This is a genomic window from Mesorhizobium sp. L2C084A000 (assembly GCF_000502875.1).
Classification (GTDB): domain Bacteria; phylum Pseudomonadota; class Alphaproteobacteria; order Rhizobiales; family Rhizobiaceae; genus Mesorhizobium.
The window spans coordinates 26,908-44,626 of record NZ_AYWX01000018.1; the positions used below are offsets into that span (position 1 = coordinate 26,908).

Sequence of the window (17,719 nt, forward strand, 5' to 3'; positions counted from 1 at the left end):
CCCTTGATATCCTAGGAGACAAAATAGAAAAAGACGCTGTCTCAGAGGGGAACTGATGACACGAATTGCATTTTTCTTCCTTGTCTATCTCTGCCTTTTGGGTAGCCAGCTCCGGGCCGACGAGCCACGCCCGCCGGTGCGAGTGGCCGTGGTTCAGCTCAACTCTTCCAAGGTGGGAGACTTCGGCGCGATGTTAGGTTACGCGAAGGCTGCGAAGGACCAGGGTGCCGAGATTGTAGTCTATCCGGAAGAGGCGGTTTTTGGCTGGCTCAACCCAAAGGTTTTTTATGAAGCGCAGCCAATTCCCGGTCAGGCGCAGGCCGCCTTCGCGGCCATTGCGAAGCAAGCAGGTGTTTGGGTTGCGACTGGCCTCGCAGAGAGAGGCCCACAGATCGCCTCCAATCCGACCATCTACGAAGTCTTTGATTCCGGCATACTAATAGATTCGGAGGGCCGGTTAGTCCTGCATTACCGCCAGCACAATGTTATCAAAAATGCCTTCAGTGAGTGTCCGATCAAGTATGGATCACAAGGATGCAGCTACACACCGGGTCCGCTCAGCGATGTTGAAGTCGTAGAGACCCCGTTTGGTCGCATAAGCATGCTAGTATGTGCCGATGCATATACCTTCGACACGTCGACGTTAGATGCCCTGAAATCGCTGAGGCCAAAACTCGTCATTATTCCTTGGGGCGTTACGGCGGGATCGGCGGCAGAGTGCGGCAAGACTGGGTTCAATGCGACTGGCTTCGCAGCGCAGGCGGCGGCATATCTCGGATCGGCCTACGTTGTCGGTGCAAATTCAGTGGGATCACGTCCCTACGGCCGGTTTCTTCCTTCCTGGTACTGCGGGACCAGTGGCTATGCGACCCCCCGGGGAAAGGTGGGGGGCGTTGCCGACGACGAGCAAGAAATGGCAATTTTTGATATCCCGCTTCAATAGAGCGAGATCAGCAGACCCGATTTCCCTGACGTGGGCGAATTCGAGCGTAGAGGGATGAGGTTGTTCCTGATCATCGCCGTTCGGCGATCTTGTCCAGAAGCGAACTCACCAGGCGACGCCGGCAGGTGGCTCCAGGGAAATCTTTCCCTTCGTCGACCGTAGTCAAGGGCGATTTTTCAACGGCACCGGCGCCTGGCATGGACCGGAGTGGCCCAGCGTCACAAAATGTGGGGGGTGCGTAGCAATATCTCAACATCTTCCTTGCTATAGGCGGGCCAGCGAAACGGGAGGGTGCCGAAAAACCGGCGGAGCATTCCTAAGGACCTGGAAGTCCCCACACCTTCACCCGAGGGACGAGCCACTCCGTAGTAATCTTGCATGACTTCGGACACCCAAGAAGGTTCGATTGTCTTTTGTCGGGGGCCAAAAGCGTCCATCCATGGTTTGATGTCCAAAACGGGCGAGCCGTCGATGGCGTCGAGCCCTCGCACCGTAAGCGAGGTGCCATTCCGCGCCAATATCTCACAACGTGAGACGCCCAACCAGTTGGGGCGATCCTTCACCCTCTGGGAGAGCACGCCAATTGGAGGCAGGTGGGCGAGGCCGCGTGGCGACCGCAGGTTGAGGCTCAGCGGCTTGCCAGCCACCCTGTGGAAGGAAAAGACCACCTCTGCATGCGAGAAGCCTTCTAGCCCTTCGAGGCTGTGGCTGGGGACGACTGAGGTATTAAGTTCCAATTCCGATACTACATCGCCCCAAAAATCATCCGAAAGGTCTGCGCGGTCATTACGCACAAAGGCAACGGGTGTAAGTGTAATGGGCACTGCGCCCTTTTCGTTCCCGGGCCAAATATTGCCCCGTGCGAGAAGTTGGCCCGCCTCGACCCGGTCGAGTACGATGAAATTGCTGTCGGAGGGACATTCCAGACCGCGCGCCAGTTCGTTGGAAACGAGTTGGATCAGCGCCTTGGCCTGCGCTTCGCTATAGGAAGATTTGCAGCGAATTCGCACCAGCGGACCGGCAAGGTCGTTCGCTGGCACGTCTTGCCACCCGGGGCGCCAATAGTTGCCTTGAGCGACGGGGTGCCACATGGCCCAGCAATGATCTTTCGGAATCTCGAGGAGTTCGGTGACGGCGGCGCAGAGGGACGCGAGAAGGCCATTGGGTGGGGTCTGTCTCGGGTGGTGGATGTCGATAATGGGCATAGCGGCCTCATGGTTTGAAGGCGACATAGAGTGCCGTGCGGATGGGCATCCGGAAGCCAGACGTGTCATGCCAAATCCCGAGCGCGGCAAGTTCCCGAGCGGTAGCTTTTGCGAGCATACTTTCGATCTCACGGCGGGCGCCGTCATCGGTTTCGGCAATCTGACACCAGCGTTCAATTGTGACGCCCGTTTCGCTTTCACTGAGCCCGCCCTGCACCTCTTCGATTGAAAGGCCTGCTGCCCGTAGAAAGCGGCACCATTCGATCTGGGTATAGCTTCGACCATGCGTGGGATCGTGCAGTACTTCGAGGCTGTGGTTGAGTGCGTCCGCGGTTGGATAGAACGCGCCTTCGAGATCAACGATCGCGCAATGACCGCCTGGGGCCAACACGCGGGCGATTTCGGCAACTGCCTTCGCGGGATCGGAGAAATGATGCGGAGCGAGACGCGACAGGACAAGGTCAAAGCTACTGTCCTCGAAGGGCAGGTCCTCTGCACTTCCGTCTACCGTTGCGATCTCCAGGCCCAAGCTCCCGGCGCGATCGGCAACGGCCACTAGCATAGAAGGCGATGGATCGCAGAAAGTCACGTGCGAGGCATGCGGCGAAAGAGTAAAACCGAAATGGCCGGCGCCGCATGCAAGATCGAGCAGTCTGAGATCCGAGCGATCCGCGAACCGCTCCTTGACATAGGCCATGGAGGCGCTAGCGCGATGCACTTCGCTAGTGACGTAGTTCGATGCAATTCCGTCAAAGCGTTTGGCCGCAGCTTGCGGATTCATAAACGTATCTCCTCAGTGTTGCGTGCTTCTGAATCGGGAGGGGTCGCGAGCCCGAGTCGGTGGAGCACGATTGGCAACAATAGTGCGACCGCCTCGCGGTGGTTCGGGCCGATGCTGCCCGCCATTTCGAGGCCGTGGCCGGCGCCAGCCAAAATGTGAAGCGCACTGAGCGTACTTGGCCCGGTGACCAGATTATTTCGCGAACGCGGCCCATATTCGCGAGGGCCCTCGATATCGCGGAGTGTCTCGCCATCTTGCCCAAGATAGCCTACGTGATCTCGACCTCCGTAAATTAGATCCACGCTGCGGATGCGGCCTACCGGGGCGACGGGATTCTCAATGACACCGCTGATCAGAAAGAGAGCGTCGATTTGACTCGCCGTGTGGCGCTGGGCAGCGAGCGCCAGTGCGCTCTGTGTGCCGAGCGAGATTGCCAAGACGGCGACAGGACGAGTGTGTTCCTCTAGTAGAGCCTTGCTCGCCAGATCTGTCCGAAGTGCGATCAGAGCCTCATCGGTGTTGGTCAGGCCATCTTCACGTAGGGGGAGCCGGGGATTAATACAGACGACTCCGTGCACCGCCAGCGCCTCTGTTAGCGCGCGCATTAGCCACGCGTCAGGAGTAGTCCCGTTCATATCGCGTGTTTTGCCCGATGACAGCAGGACAACCATTGCGCGGGCTTCACAATCCAGTGCGCTTTTCAGCACTGGCCAGTCTGCCAGCCAGCCAAGTCCTTGCTGATGTGAACTGACAGATTTCCCCATCAGGCCATGCCTCAACGCTTGCATGCCACAGCGTCGGCATCGCCAATCGTCTTGTGCAGGTAGTGACTGATGATTTCCTCATGAACTGTCTCACCATCAAGCGTTGGGCGGACGGAGCGGCCATCAGCAGACATTTCCAGAAACCCGGTTTGGAGGAGGTGCCCGAGCACAGTTGAATAGGGCTCCACGTGCAGTAGATCGACTGCATATTGGGACTTGAAGCGCGCCAGCTCAATCGGTTGATTCGCCTTGAAGGCAAAGCCCAGGACGGTAGCAACCGTCTGACGCGCATCAAGGTGCCGTCCGAAAGACAGAGGAGGTTCCGTAGCCCCGTCGCGCATATGCTGAAGATAGGCCGCAATATCCTGAATGTTATGTGTCTGGACTACCTCGTGGCGGCTTCCCGAAAGCCAGCCATAAGCTCCGGGCCCGAAGGCAATCATGGTGTCGAAATGCTGCCATTTGTTGCGTGAGACCTGTGGGATATTGCCATCGGGATAGGTCCCCAACTTGCTCCACCAGCCGCAGGGGCTTGGGTGATAGTTATTAGCAAGGAGAACGTCAGTGATCGCGTCGCGCATCGCGTAAGTCTGGGCCAGAGTGGGGAAGAGGCCCTCGCTGGCCATGTGAGTGATAACCTGCGCGTTATTCCAAGCCGATTTGTTACCGATGCCCATTTCATGACGGAGCGCATTGCGAAAACGATAGATCGTGATGGTTGGCACACCGCGCGCGACGAGTTCCTCGATATCGGTGACCACGGTTTCGACGTCCTGGTGCGGCAGGCCGAACATCATATCGACGTTGAACGGCTTCCCGGTGGCGGCGAGCTTATCGATGGCGCGAAGTGAATCTGCAGCATCGTGCTTGCGGCCAGTGAAACTTGTTACTCGGTCGTTGAGTGACTGGACGCCGAGGCTGAATCGGTTGAACCCAATACGCGCTGCATCTGCAGCCTCAGCCTCGAGAAAGTTGTCCGGATTCCCCTCGAGCGTGATTTCCGCGTTTGGGGCAAGCGCGTAATGTTCGCGAACATGAGTCAGGACACGCTCAAGATGCCATACTCGCAGGAGAGACGCAGTACCTCCACCTAGATATAGCGACTGGATATCGGCCCGGCCAAGCCAATCACATCGGTCAAGATAGAGAGTGGATTCTGCGATTAGAAGGTTGGTCCAGAGATTGAGTGCCGCACCGCCGTCGTCGCGTGGGGCCAGTCTCTTCACATAATTGCAGAACTTGCATACGTAGTCGCAGAGGGGCACGTGGAAGTAGAGGTGCGCGGGCTTGTCCGCGCCATCATGGGTCCTTATCTCGCGAAGCGTCCGTTCCGCCGAGAGTTTGTTCCCCGTTTGAGAAGTAACGTTGATGTTGTATTCTTCTTGACCCTGCCGGAGTTCCGGGTGTGCGTCTAGAATTTCAAGTGCGCCGTGTCGTGGCCTACTCAGTGCGCGGGCACGGCGGGGTGCCTTGTGCTCATCCCATCGTAAATCGCGGTCCAACGACTGAATGTCGATGGATATGGCCTCGTTCATCATGTCGCTCTCCTGAACTCTGGTTGATGAGCAGGCTCCCCCCGAACACCATGGCTCGGGGGGAGGAAAGGCGCTAACGTGCGGCGGTCGCGGCCCCTACGACTGAGAGGACGATTCCCTCCTTACCTGGACTGAGCGTGAGTGTGTGAAGGTTGCCCGCCTTCAGGGCGCTGGCCGCACCCACCATAGCGAGCGTGATACCATCCTCGGCCATGTCGAGGTTGATCCGGGAGATGCGATTGCCTTTTGATGCACTCACTCTTACGCCTTCGGCCGGAAGCGTTTTGAAGACTTGTTTTTCAGTCATGGTCTCGTTCTCCATTCTGAGTGTCGGGATGCACGAACCGATTCCGCTTAGGCATTCTCGGCATGTGCGACTTGGCCCTGGGAGGGGTCGACCGGACGTCGCGCCGCTTTCAGCGAGAGCTTGTAGCCACTACGGCGGCGCTCCTCCCAGTAGGCATTCGAGCGGAGCATGAACTCGCGCAGGTATTCGGTCGCGCCGCAGCCGGTCTCGGAACCTGAAACGTTCAGCGCGAGGGGCGGGCAGCGGAACTGGCACCAGATGCCGTTTGCCTTGACCGCGCATGTTGAGCAGGATTCGTAGTCGTCAAAGGTGATTTTTCGGAAGTTATCGAAGTCCTCTTCCCAGATCTGGTGGAATGGCTTTTCGGTGATGCTCGACCCCTGGTGGATACCGTTGCTCATGCAGTTGGAGCATGGATAGACCTTGCCTTGGCTGTTAACGTAAACCACTGAACGTCCGCACTTCTCTTGGTTGGTCGCGCGTTCTAGGCGCTGACAGAACTTGATGGTTTCAACCCCACGAATCTCGGCCGTCGATTGCAAACCACCAGGTTCCCCAGATATGTCGCGCGCTTTGTGAACTTGCCCGGGCGTGATCGTGGCCGGTGACAGCTGATACTTGTCCATACAACGTCGATAAATGTCGAAAACTTGGTCGATAGCTTCCCTCTCAAGAAGGATATGAGGATTGAGAAGGGCGCGTCCGATCGGGTGCGTTTCGAGCCATTGGGGGCGCGGAAATTCATTTTCGGCGCACCAGTCGAAGATCTCTTCGACATCTTCCAGGTTTCGTCGATGGACAGAAATTGCAGTGCGCAACACATGGCCACACTCGGTCATCCAGCCATAGATGTCGCGCAGCTTTGGGAAGTCCATCTTGCCTCTGATCGTGCGCTCCGGGTGCGCAGTGTCGAAACTGATGAAGAAGGATTGTCCCGACGGAATCGCTTGCAGCTTTTCGCGGGTGATGAGGGTTCCATTCGTGAAAATCTGCGTCGAGAAGGACTTGGTCCGGGCGTGTTGGATGATGCGCACGGCATCCTTGTGGGCGAAGACCTCGCCTCCCGTGAGAAATACTTGGAGTACTCCCATTTCGTCGAAGGTATCAAGGATGCCGAGAATTGCGTCGGTGCCGATCTCGGCTTGGCGCTTCGGGCCGGACCATGCGTAACAGTGTTCGCATGTCAGATTGCAAAGGTTGGTGATCTCAACAAAGGCGATAGCTGGAGCGGACAGATGGAATTGTTCGATATCGACCCAAGGCTCGCGCAATAGGTAAGCGTTAAAGTCCACGCTTTCCGCGTCGGTCACTCCAGCGTTGATGTCGTGGATGATGTCAGCCAGCTGCGGGTGAAAGAAATCCACGCGACCATCAGGCAAGAGCGCGACAACGCTCGCGAGATTTTCTTGGAACGGTATCCTATTTCCCATCGAGTCCTCCTTTCGGACGCGGCGCATAGTAATCGCCTCTACGACGCAGGCTGGCTCAGCTCTTCGACATTAAATGCCGTGTCTTGGAGCTCTATGGCCACGGCCACGGCCTGAGCTGAGCAGGCGATGGGGCAATCACTAAGCGCTGTCAGGGATTTCGAGCGAAATTGCTTCGGCTTCAAAGGCAGGGATGATGTGTACATGGACGGCCTTCAAACGCACACAGCTTGCGAGGAACGGCGGAAAACTCAGTGCTTTCAAAGGCAGACGAATAATCGGATGTGATGCCGACGTCCTGAGAGTTCGCTGATTGTTTGCGAATGGGACACTTAGGGGAGGGCCGATACCCCCTGCACACTGAGGAGTCCGTTGCTTTTTCGTGTGCGTTGGGTGATGATGAGGAGACTATTAGAAGTAGTCTAAACGAGCACAGAATACTTCTTCCAGAATAATGACCTATCAACGACGTCAATGCCGACACGAGTTCATTCCTAGCGATGGATTTGAGCGTAATGGTTTCGCTGATCGCACTCGGTGGTCTTGTAGTTGGCGATGTCGACTTAGGTCACAGAATTTCTCTCAGCCCCAAGGAGGGAGAGCTTTTTGCCTTCATTCTGACCCGCAACGGGCATCGAGTTAAGAAGGCACGGATTTTTTCTGATTTCTGGCCCGACAGAACGGACGGTGATGCTCGACAGGTCCTCAATACTTGCATTTGCGAAATTCGAAAGAAGCTGAGCCGCTTCGAGGAGAAGGTGAAGATCGGAAGTCTGGACGTCACTCGCGACGAGGTGACCTTTGTCGGCGAGGCGTGGGTAGATTCTGTGACGTTTTCCGCTGCCGTCACGTCCTTTTTGTCGAAGGCCAACGCGTCAGTCTTCGATGAATTGGGCGATCTCGAGCTTAGTAGAGCATACGACGTGCTCTCATCATATAAAGGCTCCTTCTTGGAGGGGTACGACACGGGATGGATCAGCCCGGAGCGGACAAGACTTGAAGAGTTGTACTTGCAAGGCAACCGGATGTGCACGCGCCTTTTCGCGAAACTTGCGAGAATAGAGCCGGCGATCGAGAGCGCGCGAAAGATATTGGAGGTTGACCAATTCCACGAAGGTGCGCATTGCGACCTAATCCGCCTTCTCGCGCTTAATGGGCAGCGCGCTGCGGCACTTCGGCAATACAACTACTATTCCGATATCCTCCACGATGAACTTGGTATCGAACCCCTGAAAGAGGCAGCGATCCTAAGGGAAAAGATTGTGACTGGTCGCCTATTCGCCGATTTCGACACAGAATTGCGCAAGGTGGGAGAAGCCTTGTGTCCGTCAAATGCCGTGGCGGAAGCTTGAGTGGAGCTCCGAATTAGGACACGCAAGGTCATAAAGGTTGGCGTCTTGACGGAACGGCGGTCGGCGATTCGAACGTGTGGCCTTGGCCCTCGGAGGACGGCGCTCTAATCCAGCCGAACGACGGGTGCATCTTGCTTACGCAATGCCTACGCGGAATTTCCGCGACTGTATAAACCCTCGCGTAAGTCATTGATCTTCTAAGTTCTTTTTTCGCTCCATTTCGTCACCCTTCGACTTGACACGAGCCTTCGGAGGGCATCAGCTAGCCTCTGTTCCAAATTGAAAAATTTTGGACTAAGCCGCGTGCCTCCGATAGCAGAAGAACGCCTCTTCGATAGTGGGTGTTGCGATGTAGCGGTCTCCCGACTCGACCCCCCGAATAAGCGGTTCGATCATGCTTGCATCACTGTATGTCCAGGGCCGTCAACTTCCTTCATGAGCGCGCGAAATTCAGCTGGAGGCGCAAGGCAGAAAGTTCGAAAAGCTTCCAGGAACCCCAGCGCGCGCCCTGCCGGAACCTGACCGAAAATGGTGGCGAGCCGGCAGCAATCGATGGCGACGCCGGAGACAATCTGGCCGCCCCATGGGTGAGCGAGGCGACACTGTGCACCAGCGCGAACAATGACGGCGGTGAACCGCGGCCGCTCAGGCGCCGCAACCGCCAGGCAGGCGAGCAGCAACGGCCCGGAGCACACCAGTTGCTCGGCGGCGATGGTGCGGGTCGCATCCCGCACCGCCATCATGACGGCGCCCGCCGAAGCGAGCATGGCGGGTAGTCGGACAGCATGCACAGCATTCAATCCCGGAAGGGGGCAGTCGACATTCGACAACAGACATATGGGGCGGCGCGAGCTCTGACGCTGTACAATTGACGAAAGCGGCTCTCAATCCGAGGCGACGCCGTTCTTGATCCGTGTGAGGCGGCTTTCGCCTTCCTCCGGGCCGAAGCAGCTCTCGAAATCATTGCATTCCCGGCAACTGGGCGCGCTGCACAGCGAAAAACCTTCGGCCTCGCAGACCTTGCGGTAAAAGTATTTCTTCCATTTCATGTTTTGGGTGTTGCCGGCCGCCAGCGTCGGAAAATGAGAGGCGAGCAGGCGGCCGAGGTCGGTTCGATTAAAAAGGCCAAGGTCCTGCCAGAGGTGGTCATTGCGCATGGCACGCCGGGCGATGATCCTGGCGAAGCGGGCGCTCGCCTTGTCGCCCGGCCGGGCATGCGCCAGCAGCAGTCCGCGCAGAAGTTGTTCCTCCAGATCCGGCTCGGGCTCGCTCACCTCTTTCAAGGCAAACGCGTTGATAGGAATAGCAGGGAAACAGCGGGCCAGGACATCGCGCAGCTCGGCGCGCGAAAGTCCGGTTGCCTCCGTCGCCGTTGCCTCGCCGGCCTCGATCTCCTCGAGCGCACGTGAAAGCACACAGGCAAGCACATGCTGGTCGAACCTCCTCTCCAGCTCGATGTGCGGCCATTGGCCGGTGCTGAGCCGGGCATAGTGTTGGGCAAATCTGGTGCCGTTCACCTGGTTTGTCCTATCAAGTCATGCAGCGACCCGGCCGGCCGCAACTGGGTGGGGGAGTTCTTCGGGTAGAGGCAGTCGCGGATCGCCTCTCGGTCGAGTAGTTCGGCAATTTTCGTCTGGTCCACTCGGCTCTGTCGCAGATTCTGTCATTGGAAGGAGGCGTTTCGCGAACCCCGGCCCTTGGACGTGGACCGTGCGGGACAGAGGTCGCGTGCTGAGTGCGGCCACATGGTTCAAGCCGCGAGACTCACGGTTGAATGACGTCTGATTCAGAGCGTCAGCGAGTGAGTTCCAGCGCACGTTCAGGACAGGATCGCGCGCCTCGCGATGCAGGCAGTTCCTCCCCTTCCGCAACTTCAATGTCACTAGGCAGGATGTAGCCCTCCTCATCAAGCTTGAAGATGTCCGGCGCTTGCGCCGCGCATCGCGCGTGACCCTGGCATTTGGCCTTTTGGACGATGATGCGCATGGCGCTGCCTCCATTGTCGGTGCCCCGGCTCGGGGCGGGCCTAAGACCAGTCCAGGATCAAATTCTCGATCCCGAACACATGGCCGCCAGAGGTTATCGGTGCCGTACCCTGCTTGATCCTGAAAGCTGGGATGCGCGCCAGCCACTCCTCCAGGCCAATGACAATCTCCCGCCGGGCAAGGTGTGAGCCAAGGCAACGGTGGGGACCATAGCCAAAGGCGGCGTGGCGGTTGTCCTCCCGCTCCAAATCGATCGTGTTGGGACATGCGAATTCCGCAGGGTCACGATTGGCAATCATCGTGGCGCAGGAAACATAGTCCCCCTTCCGGATCGGCGCGCCTTCGAAGTCGATATCTTTCGTGGCCACGCGGATCAACTGAATGGGCGGATAGGCCCGCAGCAATTCTTCGGTTGCGAGCGGGATGCGGTCCGGTTCGCTCCGCAGCAATTGCTGATCTTTGAGGTTGCGTGCGAGGTACGCCAAGTCAAAGCCTATAGCTGCTGCGACCGTGTCGAGCCCAGCGACGAAGACAAGCACGCCGATGCCGCGGACTTGGGTGTCCGTCAGCCGGCGGCCCTCGACCTGTGCCTGCACGATAAAGGTCATGAAATCGTCAACCGCCTCCTGGCGGCGCATGGCTGCAAGTTCGTCGATGAATGCCACGATTGTCCGGGCAGCCACAGGTCGTTCCTTATCGTCGCCGTGGAGCAGATCTTTTCCCCAGCCGACGAATGTATCGAGTCGGTCATCAGGCAACCCCAGAAAGCGAAGAAAGGTGCTCACCGCGAAAGGAAAGGCAAAATCCTTCATCACGTCGCAGCTTGTGCCCGACGCGGCGATCCTTTCGATCAGCTCGACCGCCCGTTCGCGGACAGCCGGTTCCAAAGCCAACACCCGCTTTGGCGAAAGCAGCGGATTGAGCAGTGAGCGAAAGACGCCATGGGCCGGTGGATCGAGCTCAAGCGGGATCGTCGGCCAGTTTTCACCCAGTATGGAGGAGAAGATGCTGCGATGGCTGGAAAAAGTCTCTGCGTCCTGCAGCACCTTCCGCTGGTCCGCGGCACGGGTGATGACCCAGGTACCCCGGCCATCTTGCGTGTTGTAGCGGGAGTAAAAGATCGGAGGCCCGTCATGTACGCGAGCGACAGCTGCGTGTGGATCCCCGTTGAGTGTTGGTGGCATCCCTGGCGATGTAAACAGGCTGAAATCCCTCACCATTTCGGGCGGGACATGATCTGGAACGGGGTTGGTCGCCATCTTGCTTTCTCTACATTGGCGTTCATGGCTCGATTGAGATTGCACCGCTGTTGATAAAATCGATTTCCGTATGGGTGCGTCTCGGGTCGGGCGCGTTCGAGATCTGTCGCCCGATCAGCCCACTGCCAGCGCGATGAGATCGGTTGCGAAGTCAATCAGAAGGGCATCTCCGCCGCGCTGCCGTCAGAAGCAAAGCCGCCGCTTATCCCGTTAGGGTTGAGAGGCGATCAATCACCTCTGAGATCGTGACGCACTGCTGACACCCCGCTGGCCAAATTGTCAAAGCAAGTCGCGTGCCGGATAGGCGTGCCCCTGGCCTGTACCAAGCGACGCCAGCCTGAACTGGGCCGCCGCCGCTAAGTTGATGATCACCTGTCCATCATTCTTAGGACAACGTCCGACAACCGACATCCGTGGTCGGTTTTGTCGAGTCCGCGACATCGGGCTGTTCGGCCTGGCTGCTGCTGCACAGCCTTCCGGTCGACGAGCGAGGAGATCGCCTCGCACGGCCCGGATTGAGCAACGATGCGATCCAGCGCAAGGATCGGGTGCGATCCGACAAGACCCGACGGCGTTTGATCGGGAATATCAACAAGATCGAGCCGCGCTTCGGTTCGGCGATGATGGCGTATGCGTTTTATCGCTCGCAGGCGCTGCAAGGATTTTCGGTCAGACGGCGATGCACTCGTGCGCAGCAGTCCGGCCGCGACGAGCTTGACTGTATCGATGCGGTCTGTTCCGGCGTGCACACCCAACCGTCCGTATGCGCTTATGGAGGCAAGCCTTTCCGCACATGGAGCTAAATTCCTCGCGAGCCGCTGTCGGAACGTGCTGCCGAGTCCTATGGCGGCCGGTTCAATCCGAGGGCCTGTCGGCACTCTCCACATCCGGACCGGGAACACATGGCAGACTCTCGGCCAGAAACCGCCAGTCGCTGCCCTCGCGTTCGCCTTCCTTGCGCCTGCCGAAGAACTGGATGATCATCTTGCCGTCCGCGCCATAGGCTTCAATGGACGTGACGTGACCGTCCCTCGTCGGCTTGCGCACGGCCCAGACCTCGCGGATGCGATGGGTCCTCAGATGCAGATGGAAGGTCTCGTCGAGCACATTGATCCGCGGCCCGATCTGCTTGACCGACTTGATCGGGCCGGAATGGATCTGGATGCAACCACGATTGCCGACAAAGCACATGATCGGCATCTCGTCTTCGGCCGCCTGTTGGAACAGGGCGCCAACGGCATCATTGTCGAGCAGCCAGGCGTTATCCTCGTCGGCCGTACGCATAGCCTGGCAGCGGCTGAGCTTCAGTGTCTTCAACATATGGTAGAACTGATGCACGTCGCTTAGCCGGCCCCAGTGCTCGCGTAGGTCGTCGACCGTGGCGGCGTGGTCTGGACTCACCGTGTTATCGCGCGCCCCGCTCGCCTCGAGCAATATGATCGGCTCCTGATCGGAGGATACAAGCTCTGCCGTCAGATCCTGATAGGCCTGCAGGTTCGAGGCGGGCCTGAGATGAGCTTTGTGCATCGCCTCGCCGGTGGCATCAAAGAATTGCAGGCTGCGGCGGATCTCGGCTCCCTCGCGCTTCTCGACGGCGAAGCCATACGCCCACGCTTTCGGGAAGATGCGCAGGTTGATCCCGTCGCCGAGCAATATGGCATGCTGGTTGCCGGTGACCACTTTGCCGTACACGCCGATCTTTTGGTGCACGGCACTATCGTTGCTGGTGACTGCCATCACCTCGCCGACCGCTTCGAGGCCGGTCAGCAGATCATCAACGCGCGGCTCGATGCGCACCGCGCCATGACCACAATGCGCCGCGACCAACTCGACTTCCGAAATGCCCAATCGAGCGGCGAGATCATGCTCCCGGATCTTCGGATTGTCTTTGCACGCCCGCCGGATTTCGTCCGGCGACGGTTTCTCGCGTTGGTCCATGCTTACCTCTGTTTCTACCGACGTGTGAGGATCATCTGCCCTGCCCGGGAATCTTCAGCCGATGAGGCGCGCCGAAATGCTCGATCCTGATCTGCTGCTGGCCCATGAACAAGGTGTCTGGACAGCGTGCGCACGGCGTCGCACCCGTGCGAAAACCGGCGGCAGGCACATGCCAATGGCATCCATCGAGCCGGTCGGCCGCTACTGGGCGGTGGGTGAGCGAGTGTGGGTGTTGTCGCAATCGGCCAAGCGGGCATTCGGATGCCACGGGCGGCGCTGCTTTGCCAAACAACGCGTGTCTGACCCGGTCCTGACATGTTGCTCCCCTGCTTCGCCCCATCCATCGCGCGGGCACCCACGGCATGGTTGTGGATCGGCATGCTCTTGCCGTCTCGCCAAACGGAGCTTCAAAAACCGTGCCAACTGCGCCGAAGCAAGCTCAGAAGAAGTTCTGTACTTGGTGATGTGAGTTCAACCGGGAACTCAGGCCCAACATCCCTGGTGGCGGGACCGGACAAACCGACAGTACGTGTCGGTTTGCCGACACCTTCGCTGCAATGCACTCACAAGAAGCACGGCAGTGTCAGAGATGCCGCGCTGTGTTGAAACGTTTTTTCGCTTTGGCACGGTGCATGCGACGTGATGCGCAAGCAGGTCCCGGACTGAGGAGAATGGAGCCATGATTACGCTCACCGACAACGCTGTTGCTGCCTTCAAGACTGCTCTTTCCCGCGCCAGCGAGCCGGCGGAAGGTTTTCGCATCATGGTCGAGGCCGGCGGCTGCGCCGGCTTCAAATACTTAATGGGCCTGGAGAGCGTGTCGCGCGAGGGCGACGCGATCACTGGCACAAATGGGATCAAGCTGTTCGTGGACGCGGGTTCCCAACCACATGTCGCCGGCATGACCGTTGACTTCCTCACGGGGCTCGAATCTTCCGGTTTTGTATTCGACAACCCCAATGCGCGCGAAAAGTGCGGCTGCGGCAAGTCCTTCAGTTAAACGCCCGAAGCGCCTGTGCAGCCGACAGACTGATTTTGCGGCAGAGGAGACTTATATGGCCGGCACAACAGATGTCCCCGTCCTAAAGAACAAGGTAAGGTCAAAGCCGATCTCGGGACAGCCATTCGCTTCCAGTAGGATGCAAAGAACGTCGCCTCCCGAAACAGCTCGGGTCCTGGTGTCACCCGAGCTGCTTGCGGACAATCGCGCCGCTGCGCCAAATTCGGCTCATCGATAACGTTATCGCGTTCGGGCGTCCTTACCTGCGGGCTGACGGCGGCCACTGCGAACATGTCCATCTCGACGGAGATCCGGTCTGCGTCAAACACTCCGGGCGTCTGCGCGGGCTGCCAGTTCAGGCCCATTATCATCAACGGCATGCGCCAGAGGCTCAACGAGTCGGTCCGCGCCGCGTCATTCTGGTCAACTGAGGATCGCACCTATGAAGCCTGTCTACCTCGACAACAACGCAACCACACGGGTCGATCCTGCGGTCCTGCAAGCGATGTTGCCGTTCTTTAGGGATCAATTCGCCAACCCTTCGTCGGCGCACGCTCTTGGCGCCTCAGTCAGTGCGGCGGTGAGAAAGGCGCGGAGGCAGTTGCAAGCGCTGATCGGCGCGGAGTTCGACGATGAGATCACCTTCACCTCGGGTGGGACAGAAAGCGACAATGCAGCGCTTCTTTCAGCGCTCGAGGCGGCGCCCAACCGAACCGAGATCGTTACGTCCGCGGTCGAGCATCCCGCCGTGCTGACGCTTTGCGCGCATCTTGAGAAGACCCGCCGCGTCAAGGTGCACAGGATCCCGGTGGATTGCCGTGGCCGGCTCGACCTCGACGCCTATATGGCCGCCCTCACCCCACAGGTGGCAATCGTTTCCATAATGTGGGCGAACAACGAGACTGGTGTGATCTTCCCCGTGGCCAGGCTTGCCGAGTTGGCCAAGGAAGTGGGCGCCCTATTCCATACCGATGCTGTGCAGGCGGTCGGCAAGCTTCCGATGGACCTGAAGTCGACCTCAATCGACATGCTGTCGCTCTCCGGCCACAAGCTGCACGGGCCAAAAGGGATCGGTGCGCTTTTCGTAAAACGTGGCGTGAACTTCCATTCGCTGATCAAGGGGGGCCACCAAGAACACAACCGGCGTGCCGGCACCGAGAATACGCCGGGCATAGCCGGGCTCGGGACGGCGGCCGAACTCGCCTTGAAATTCATGGACGACGAGACCACACGGGTAAAGTCGCTCCGCGATCGTCTGGAGGGCGGGATCCTCCAGCGCATCCCAGGCACCTGTGTCACTGGTGATCCCCTGCAACGGTTGCCCAACACCGCAAACATCTCCTTCGAACATGTCGACAGTGATGGAATTCCACTTCTCCTCAGCCGCATTGGCATCGCGTGTTCCTCTGGCTCGGCCTGCACCTCCGGCTCTCTGGAACCAAGCCATGTCCTAAGCGCGATGAAAACGCCGCACGCGGCAGTCCGCTTCTCCTTGGCGCGGGACAACAGCGAAGAGGATATCGACCGGGTGCTCGAGGTCATGCCGGCAATCGTGGGGAAGCTGCGCAGCTTTTTCGGTTCTGGGCCGGGTAATCCGGTCTATGCGTGAGCGGCAGAAGAACAGGCTACCGGTCATGACCCGTCATGTCTCTCTCAACGATACGACCTTGCGCGATGGCGAGCAGGCACCGGGCGTCGCCTTTACCACGACGGAAAAGCTGGAGATCGCCGAGTCTCTTGCGGCGGCCGGCGTGACAGAGATCGAGATCGGCACGCCGGTCATGGGGGTCGACGAGATCGAAACAATTCGCGCTGTGGTCGCGCGGCGTCTTCCGGTTCGGCTCATGGCCTGGTGCCGGATGACGTCGTTGGATCTCGATGCAGCGATCGAGAGCGGGGTCCAAGCGGTCAATTTGTCGCTGCCTGCGTCGGACATCCAACTTGCCGCCAAGCTCGGCCTCGACAAGGCGGGAGCGCTCCAGGTCATCGATCATATGGTCAGGCGCGCCGCCGCCGCCGGCTTCTTCGTCGCGGTGGGGTGCGAGGATGCCTCGCGGGCCAATCGGGATCATCTCGCCCGCGTCATCGAGACGGCCGCACGCGCCGGCGCAAGCCGCGTGAGGCTGGCCGACACAGTCGGTGTTCTCGACCCGTTTTCAACCTTCGAACTTGTCGCCCAGCTCGTGGTGCAGTCTCCAATCGACCTTGAATTTCATGCGCACAACGATCTCGGACTTGCTGGCGCCAACACGCTAGCCGCGATCCGCGCAGGCGCGCGCCATGCCTCCGTCACCGTCCTGGGGCTCGGCGAGCGTGCGGGCAATGCCGCGCTGGAAGAGGTGGCCGCCGCGATGGCGGTCTTCGGCGGCGCAGATACCGGCATCGAGCTGACCGCATTGCCCAGCCTCGCCGCCCAGGTGGCTTGGGCCGCCCGCCGGCAGACCGCGGCCACTAAGCCGGTCGTCGGCGCCGATGTTTTCACCCACGAATCCGGCATTCACGTCGCAGGGCTGCTGAAGGACTCGCGTACTTATCAGGGGCTTGATCCGGCTCTCGTGGGCCGCTGCCGGCGGATCGTCATCGGCAAGCATTCCGGCGCCACTGCGATTGCCCATGTGCTGAGCGAAAGCGGTCGCGATCTCGACCCGGATCTGGCAGCCGCGATGGTGGCCCGCGTCCGGCGCGAGGCGGCCGAGACCAAATCGACGGTCACTGCAACTCAACTGGTCGAGCTCTACGATAAAATGTGCAGCGAGGCGTCCGTCTTCGAGCTGTGCGGGTCCAGGTCAGCCGTGCGCGCGCGCGCAAAGGCCACAGTTTTGCGACCAGGGAGAATGCAATGAATTGTTCCGCTGACAGCCGCTCCATCGATGTCACAGACATCCTCGCACGACTGAAGCGCCTGTCGGCTGCGGAGGAGTTCTTCTCAGTCCTTGGCGTCTCCTATGACCCGAAGGTGCTGAATGTCTCGCGGCTCCATATAATGAAGCGCGTGGGCCAATACCTTGCCGAAGAAGATTTCTCCGGTCTGCCCGACCAGGTGATTGCCGCGAGGGTGCGCGCGACGCTCGAACGCGCTTACGAAGACTTTGCGATTTCCTCGCCGCTCACGCATCGGGTCTTCAAGGTGCTCAAAGACCACGATCCGAACAAACCTGCCGCGCCGGGTCACACCTTTGTCCCGTTCGACTCGGTGCTGAAGCGGTTCGGACGGGAATGACCG

General features: G+C 59.2%; 18 protein-coding genes. 7 read left to right on the plus strand and 11 right to left on the minus strand.

Translation table 11 applies throughout. The features are described 5' to 3' along the window. Positions 1-55 precede the first annotated feature (55 nt). Positions 56-943: a carbon-nitrogen hydrolase family protein gene (locus tag X735_RS139300; protein ID WP_081734972.1), complete on the plus strand. Its 888-nt coding sequence runs from the start codon at positions 56-58 to the stop codon at positions 941-943. A 218-nt stretch (positions 944-1,161) separates the two neighbouring features. On the opposite strand, the gene X735_RS1000000168165 is transcribed toward X735_RS139300, so the two are convergent. The 6 genes from X735_RS1000000168165 to X735_RS0135110 form a co-directional block, all read right to left on the minus strand. Next, entirely contained in the window at positions 1,162-2,148 is a 987-nt protein-coding gene (locus X735_RS1000000168165) for an SAM-dependent methyltransferase (protein ID WP_023813692.1), read from the minus strand. A 7-nt stretch (positions 2,149-2,155) separates the two neighbouring features. Continuing rightward, positions 2,156-2,929, minus strand: a complete 774-nt coding sequence (locus tag X735_RS139295) for a class I SAM-dependent methyltransferase (protein WP_023813693.1) — start codon at positions 2,927-2,929, stop codon at positions 2,156-2,158. Continuing rightward, on the minus strand, positions 2,926-3,693 hold the full coding sequence (locus X735_RS139290) for a hypothetical protein (protein WP_155930611.1): 768 nt from the start codon (positions 3,691-3,693) through the stop codon (positions 2,926-2,928). The genes X735_RS139295 and X735_RS139290 overlap by 4 nt, the downstream gene beginning before the upstream one ends. Positions 3,694-3,704: 11 nt before the next feature. Beyond that, positions 3,705-5,231, minus strand: coding sequence for a radical SAM protein (locus X735_RS139285; RefSeq protein WP_023813695.1), 1,527 nt, complete (start codon positions 5,229-5,231; stop codon positions 3,705-3,707). Positions 5,232-5,301: 70 nt separating this feature from the next. Further along, positions 5,302-5,535, minus strand: coding sequence for a hypothetical protein (locus tag X735_RS139280; protein WP_155930612.1), 234 nt, complete (start codon positions 5,533-5,535; stop codon positions 5,302-5,304). Between the two features lie 47 nt (positions 5,536-5,582). Continuing rightward, positions 5,583-6,965: a radical SAM protein gene (locus tag X735_RS0135110; RefSeq protein WP_081734979.1), complete on the minus strand. Its 1,383-nt coding sequence runs from the start codon at positions 6,963-6,965 to the stop codon at positions 5,583-5,585. Positions 6,966-7,477: 512 nt separating this feature from the next. On the opposite strand from X735_RS0135110, the gene X735_RS139275 reads away from it, so the two are divergent. Further along, positions 7,478-8,314, plus strand: a complete 837-nt coding sequence (locus tag X735_RS139275) for a BTAD domain-containing putative transcriptional regulator (RefSeq protein ID WP_196815354.1) — start codon at positions 7,478-7,480, stop codon at positions 8,312-8,314. 392 nt (positions 8,315-8,706) lie between these two features. Here X735_RS139275 and X735_RS1000000169015 read toward each other — a convergent pair whose 3' ends face one another. The 4 genes from X735_RS1000000169015 to X735_RS139260 form a co-directional block, all read right to left on the minus strand. Further along, a complete protein-coding gene (locus X735_RS1000000169015) occupies positions 8,707-9,081 on the minus strand; it encodes a hypothetical protein (RefSeq protein ID WP_155930613.1) in 375 nt (124 codons plus the stop codon). Between the two features lie 117 nt (positions 9,082-9,198). Next, a complete protein-coding gene (locus X735_RS139265) occupies positions 9,199-9,771 on the minus strand; it encodes a nitrogen fixation protein NifQ (protein WP_245273297.1) in 573 nt (190 codons plus the stop codon). A gap of 337 nt (positions 9,772-10,108) precedes the next feature. Next, positions 10,109-10,300, minus strand: coding sequence for a ferredoxin (locus X735_RS1000000168170; protein WP_023813701.1), 192 nt, complete (start codon positions 10,298-10,300; stop codon positions 10,109-10,111). 40 nt (positions 10,301-10,340) lie between these two features. Continuing rightward, positions 10,341-11,558 (minus strand): cytochrome P450, encoded by a 1,218-nt coding sequence (locus X735_RS139260; RefSeq protein WP_031213718.1) that lies wholly within the window; start codon positions 11,556-11,558, stop codon positions 10,341-10,343. A 413-nt stretch (positions 11,559-11,971) separates the two neighbouring features. Between X735_RS139260 and X735_RS01000000166385 the strand changes: the two genes are divergently transcribed. After that, positions 11,972-12,361, plus strand: coding sequence for a hypothetical protein (locus tag X735_RS01000000166385; protein WP_023813703.1), 390 nt, complete (start codon positions 11,972-11,974; stop codon positions 12,359-12,361). A gap of 52 nt (positions 12,362-12,413) precedes the next feature. Here X735_RS01000000166385 and X735_RS139255 read toward each other — a convergent pair whose 3' ends face one another. Further along, the gene (locus tag X735_RS139255; protein WP_023813704.1) at positions 12,414-13,496 is read right to left on the minus strand and encodes a hemin-degrading factor; all 1,083 of its coding nucleotides are present in this window, start codon (positions 13,494-13,496) and stop codon (positions 12,414-12,416) included. 679 nt (positions 13,497-14,175) lie between these two features. Here X735_RS139255 and X735_RS139250 point away from each other — a divergent pair. The 4 genes from X735_RS139250 to nifW all read left to right on the plus strand — a co-directional run bounded on the left by X735_RS139250 (position 14,176) and on the right by nifW (position 17,716). After that, positions 14,176-14,496, plus strand: coding sequence for an iron-sulfur cluster assembly accessory protein (locus X735_RS139250; protein ID WP_023766895.1), 321 nt, complete (start codon positions 14,176-14,178; stop codon positions 14,494-14,496). 442 nt (positions 14,497-14,938) lie between these two features. Beyond that, the gene (gene nifS, locus X735_RS139245) at positions 14,939-16,105 is read left to right on the plus strand and encodes a cysteine desulfurase NifS (RefSeq protein ID WP_023813705.1); all 1,167 of its coding nucleotides are present in this window, start codon (positions 14,939-14,941) and stop codon (positions 16,103-16,105) included. Positions 16,106-16,130: 25 nt separating this feature from the next. Further along, positions 16,131-17,339 carry a homocitrate synthase gene (gene nifV, locus X735_RS139240; RefSeq protein ID WP_050592752.1) on the plus strand — a complete coding sequence of 403 codons (1,209 nt, stop codon included), beginning with the start codon at positions 16,131-16,133 and terminating at the stop codon, positions 17,337-17,339. Next, a complete protein-coding gene (nifW, locus tag X735_RS139235) occupies positions 17,336-17,716 on the plus strand; it encodes a nitrogenase stabilizing/protective protein NifW (RefSeq protein ID WP_023813707.1) in 381 nt (126 codons plus the stop codon). The genes nifV and nifW overlap by 4 nt, the downstream gene beginning before the upstream one ends. Positions 17,717-17,719 lie beyond the last annotated feature (3 nt).

What these genes read in the sequence shown, in the direction of transcription:
- X735_RS139300 (WP_081734972.1), top strand. Translation starts at nt 56, where the DNA reads ATGACACGAATTGCATTTTTCTTCCTTGTCTATCTCTGCCTTTTGGGT.
- X735_RS1000000168165 (WP_023813692.1), bottom strand. Translation starts at nt 2,148, where the DNA reads ATGCCCATTATCGACATCCACCACCCGAGACAGACCCCACCCAATGGC.
- X735_RS139295 (WP_023813693.1), bottom strand. Translation starts at nt 2,929, where the DNA reads ATGAATCCGCAAGCTGCGGCCAAACGCTTTGACGGAATTGCATCGAAC.
- X735_RS139290 (WP_155930611.1), bottom strand. Translation starts at nt 3,693, where the DNA reads ATGGGGAAATCTGTCAGTTCACATCAGCAAGGACTTGGCTGGCTGGCA.
- X735_RS139285 (WP_023813695.1), bottom strand. Translation starts at nt 5,231, where the DNA reads ATGATGAACGAGGCCATATCCATCGACATTCAGTCGTTGGACCGCGAT.
- X735_RS139280 (WP_155930612.1), bottom strand. Translation starts at nt 5,535, where the DNA reads ATGACTGAAAAACAAGTCTTCAAAACGCTTCCGGCCGAAGGCGTAAGA.
- X735_RS0135110 (WP_081734979.1), bottom strand. Translation starts at nt 6,965, where the DNA reads ATGGGAAATAGGATACCGTTCCAAGAAAATCTCGCGAGCGTTGTCGCG.
- X735_RS139275 (WP_196815354.1), top strand. Translation starts at nt 7,478, where the DNA reads ATGGTTTCGCTGATCGCACTCGGTGGTCTTGTAGTTGGCGATGTCGAC.
- X735_RS1000000169015 (WP_155930613.1), bottom strand. Translation starts at nt 9,081, where the DNA reads ATGCTCGCTTCGGCGGGCGCCGTCATGATGGCGGTGCGGGATGCGACC.
- X735_RS1000000168170 (WP_023813701.1), bottom strand. Translation starts at nt 10,300, where the DNA reads ATGCGCATCATCGTCCAAAAGGCCAAATGCCAGGGTCACGCGCGATGC.
- X735_RS139260 (WP_031213718.1), bottom strand. Translation starts at nt 11,558, where the DNA reads ATGGCGACCAACCCCGTTCCAGATCATGTCCCGCCCGAAATGGTGAGG.
- X735_RS139255 (WP_023813704.1), bottom strand. Translation starts at nt 13,496, where the DNA reads ATGGACCAACGCGAGAAACCGTCGCCGGACGAAATCCGGCGGGCGTGC.
- X735_RS139250 (WP_023766895.1), top strand. Translation starts at nt 14,176, where the DNA reads ATGATTACGCTCACCGACAACGCTGTTGCTGCCTTCAAGACTGCTCTT.
- nifS (WP_023813705.1), top strand. Translation starts at nt 14,939, where the DNA reads ATGAAGCCTGTCTACCTCGACAACAACGCAACCACACGGGTCGATCCT.
- nifV (WP_050592752.1), top strand. Translation starts at nt 16,131, where the DNA reads ATGACCCGTCATGTCTCTCTCAACGATACGACCTTGCGCGATGGCGAG.
- nifW (WP_023813707.1), top strand. Translation starts at nt 17,336, where the DNA reads ATGAATTGTTCCGCTGACAGCCGCTCCATCGATGTCACAGACATCCTC.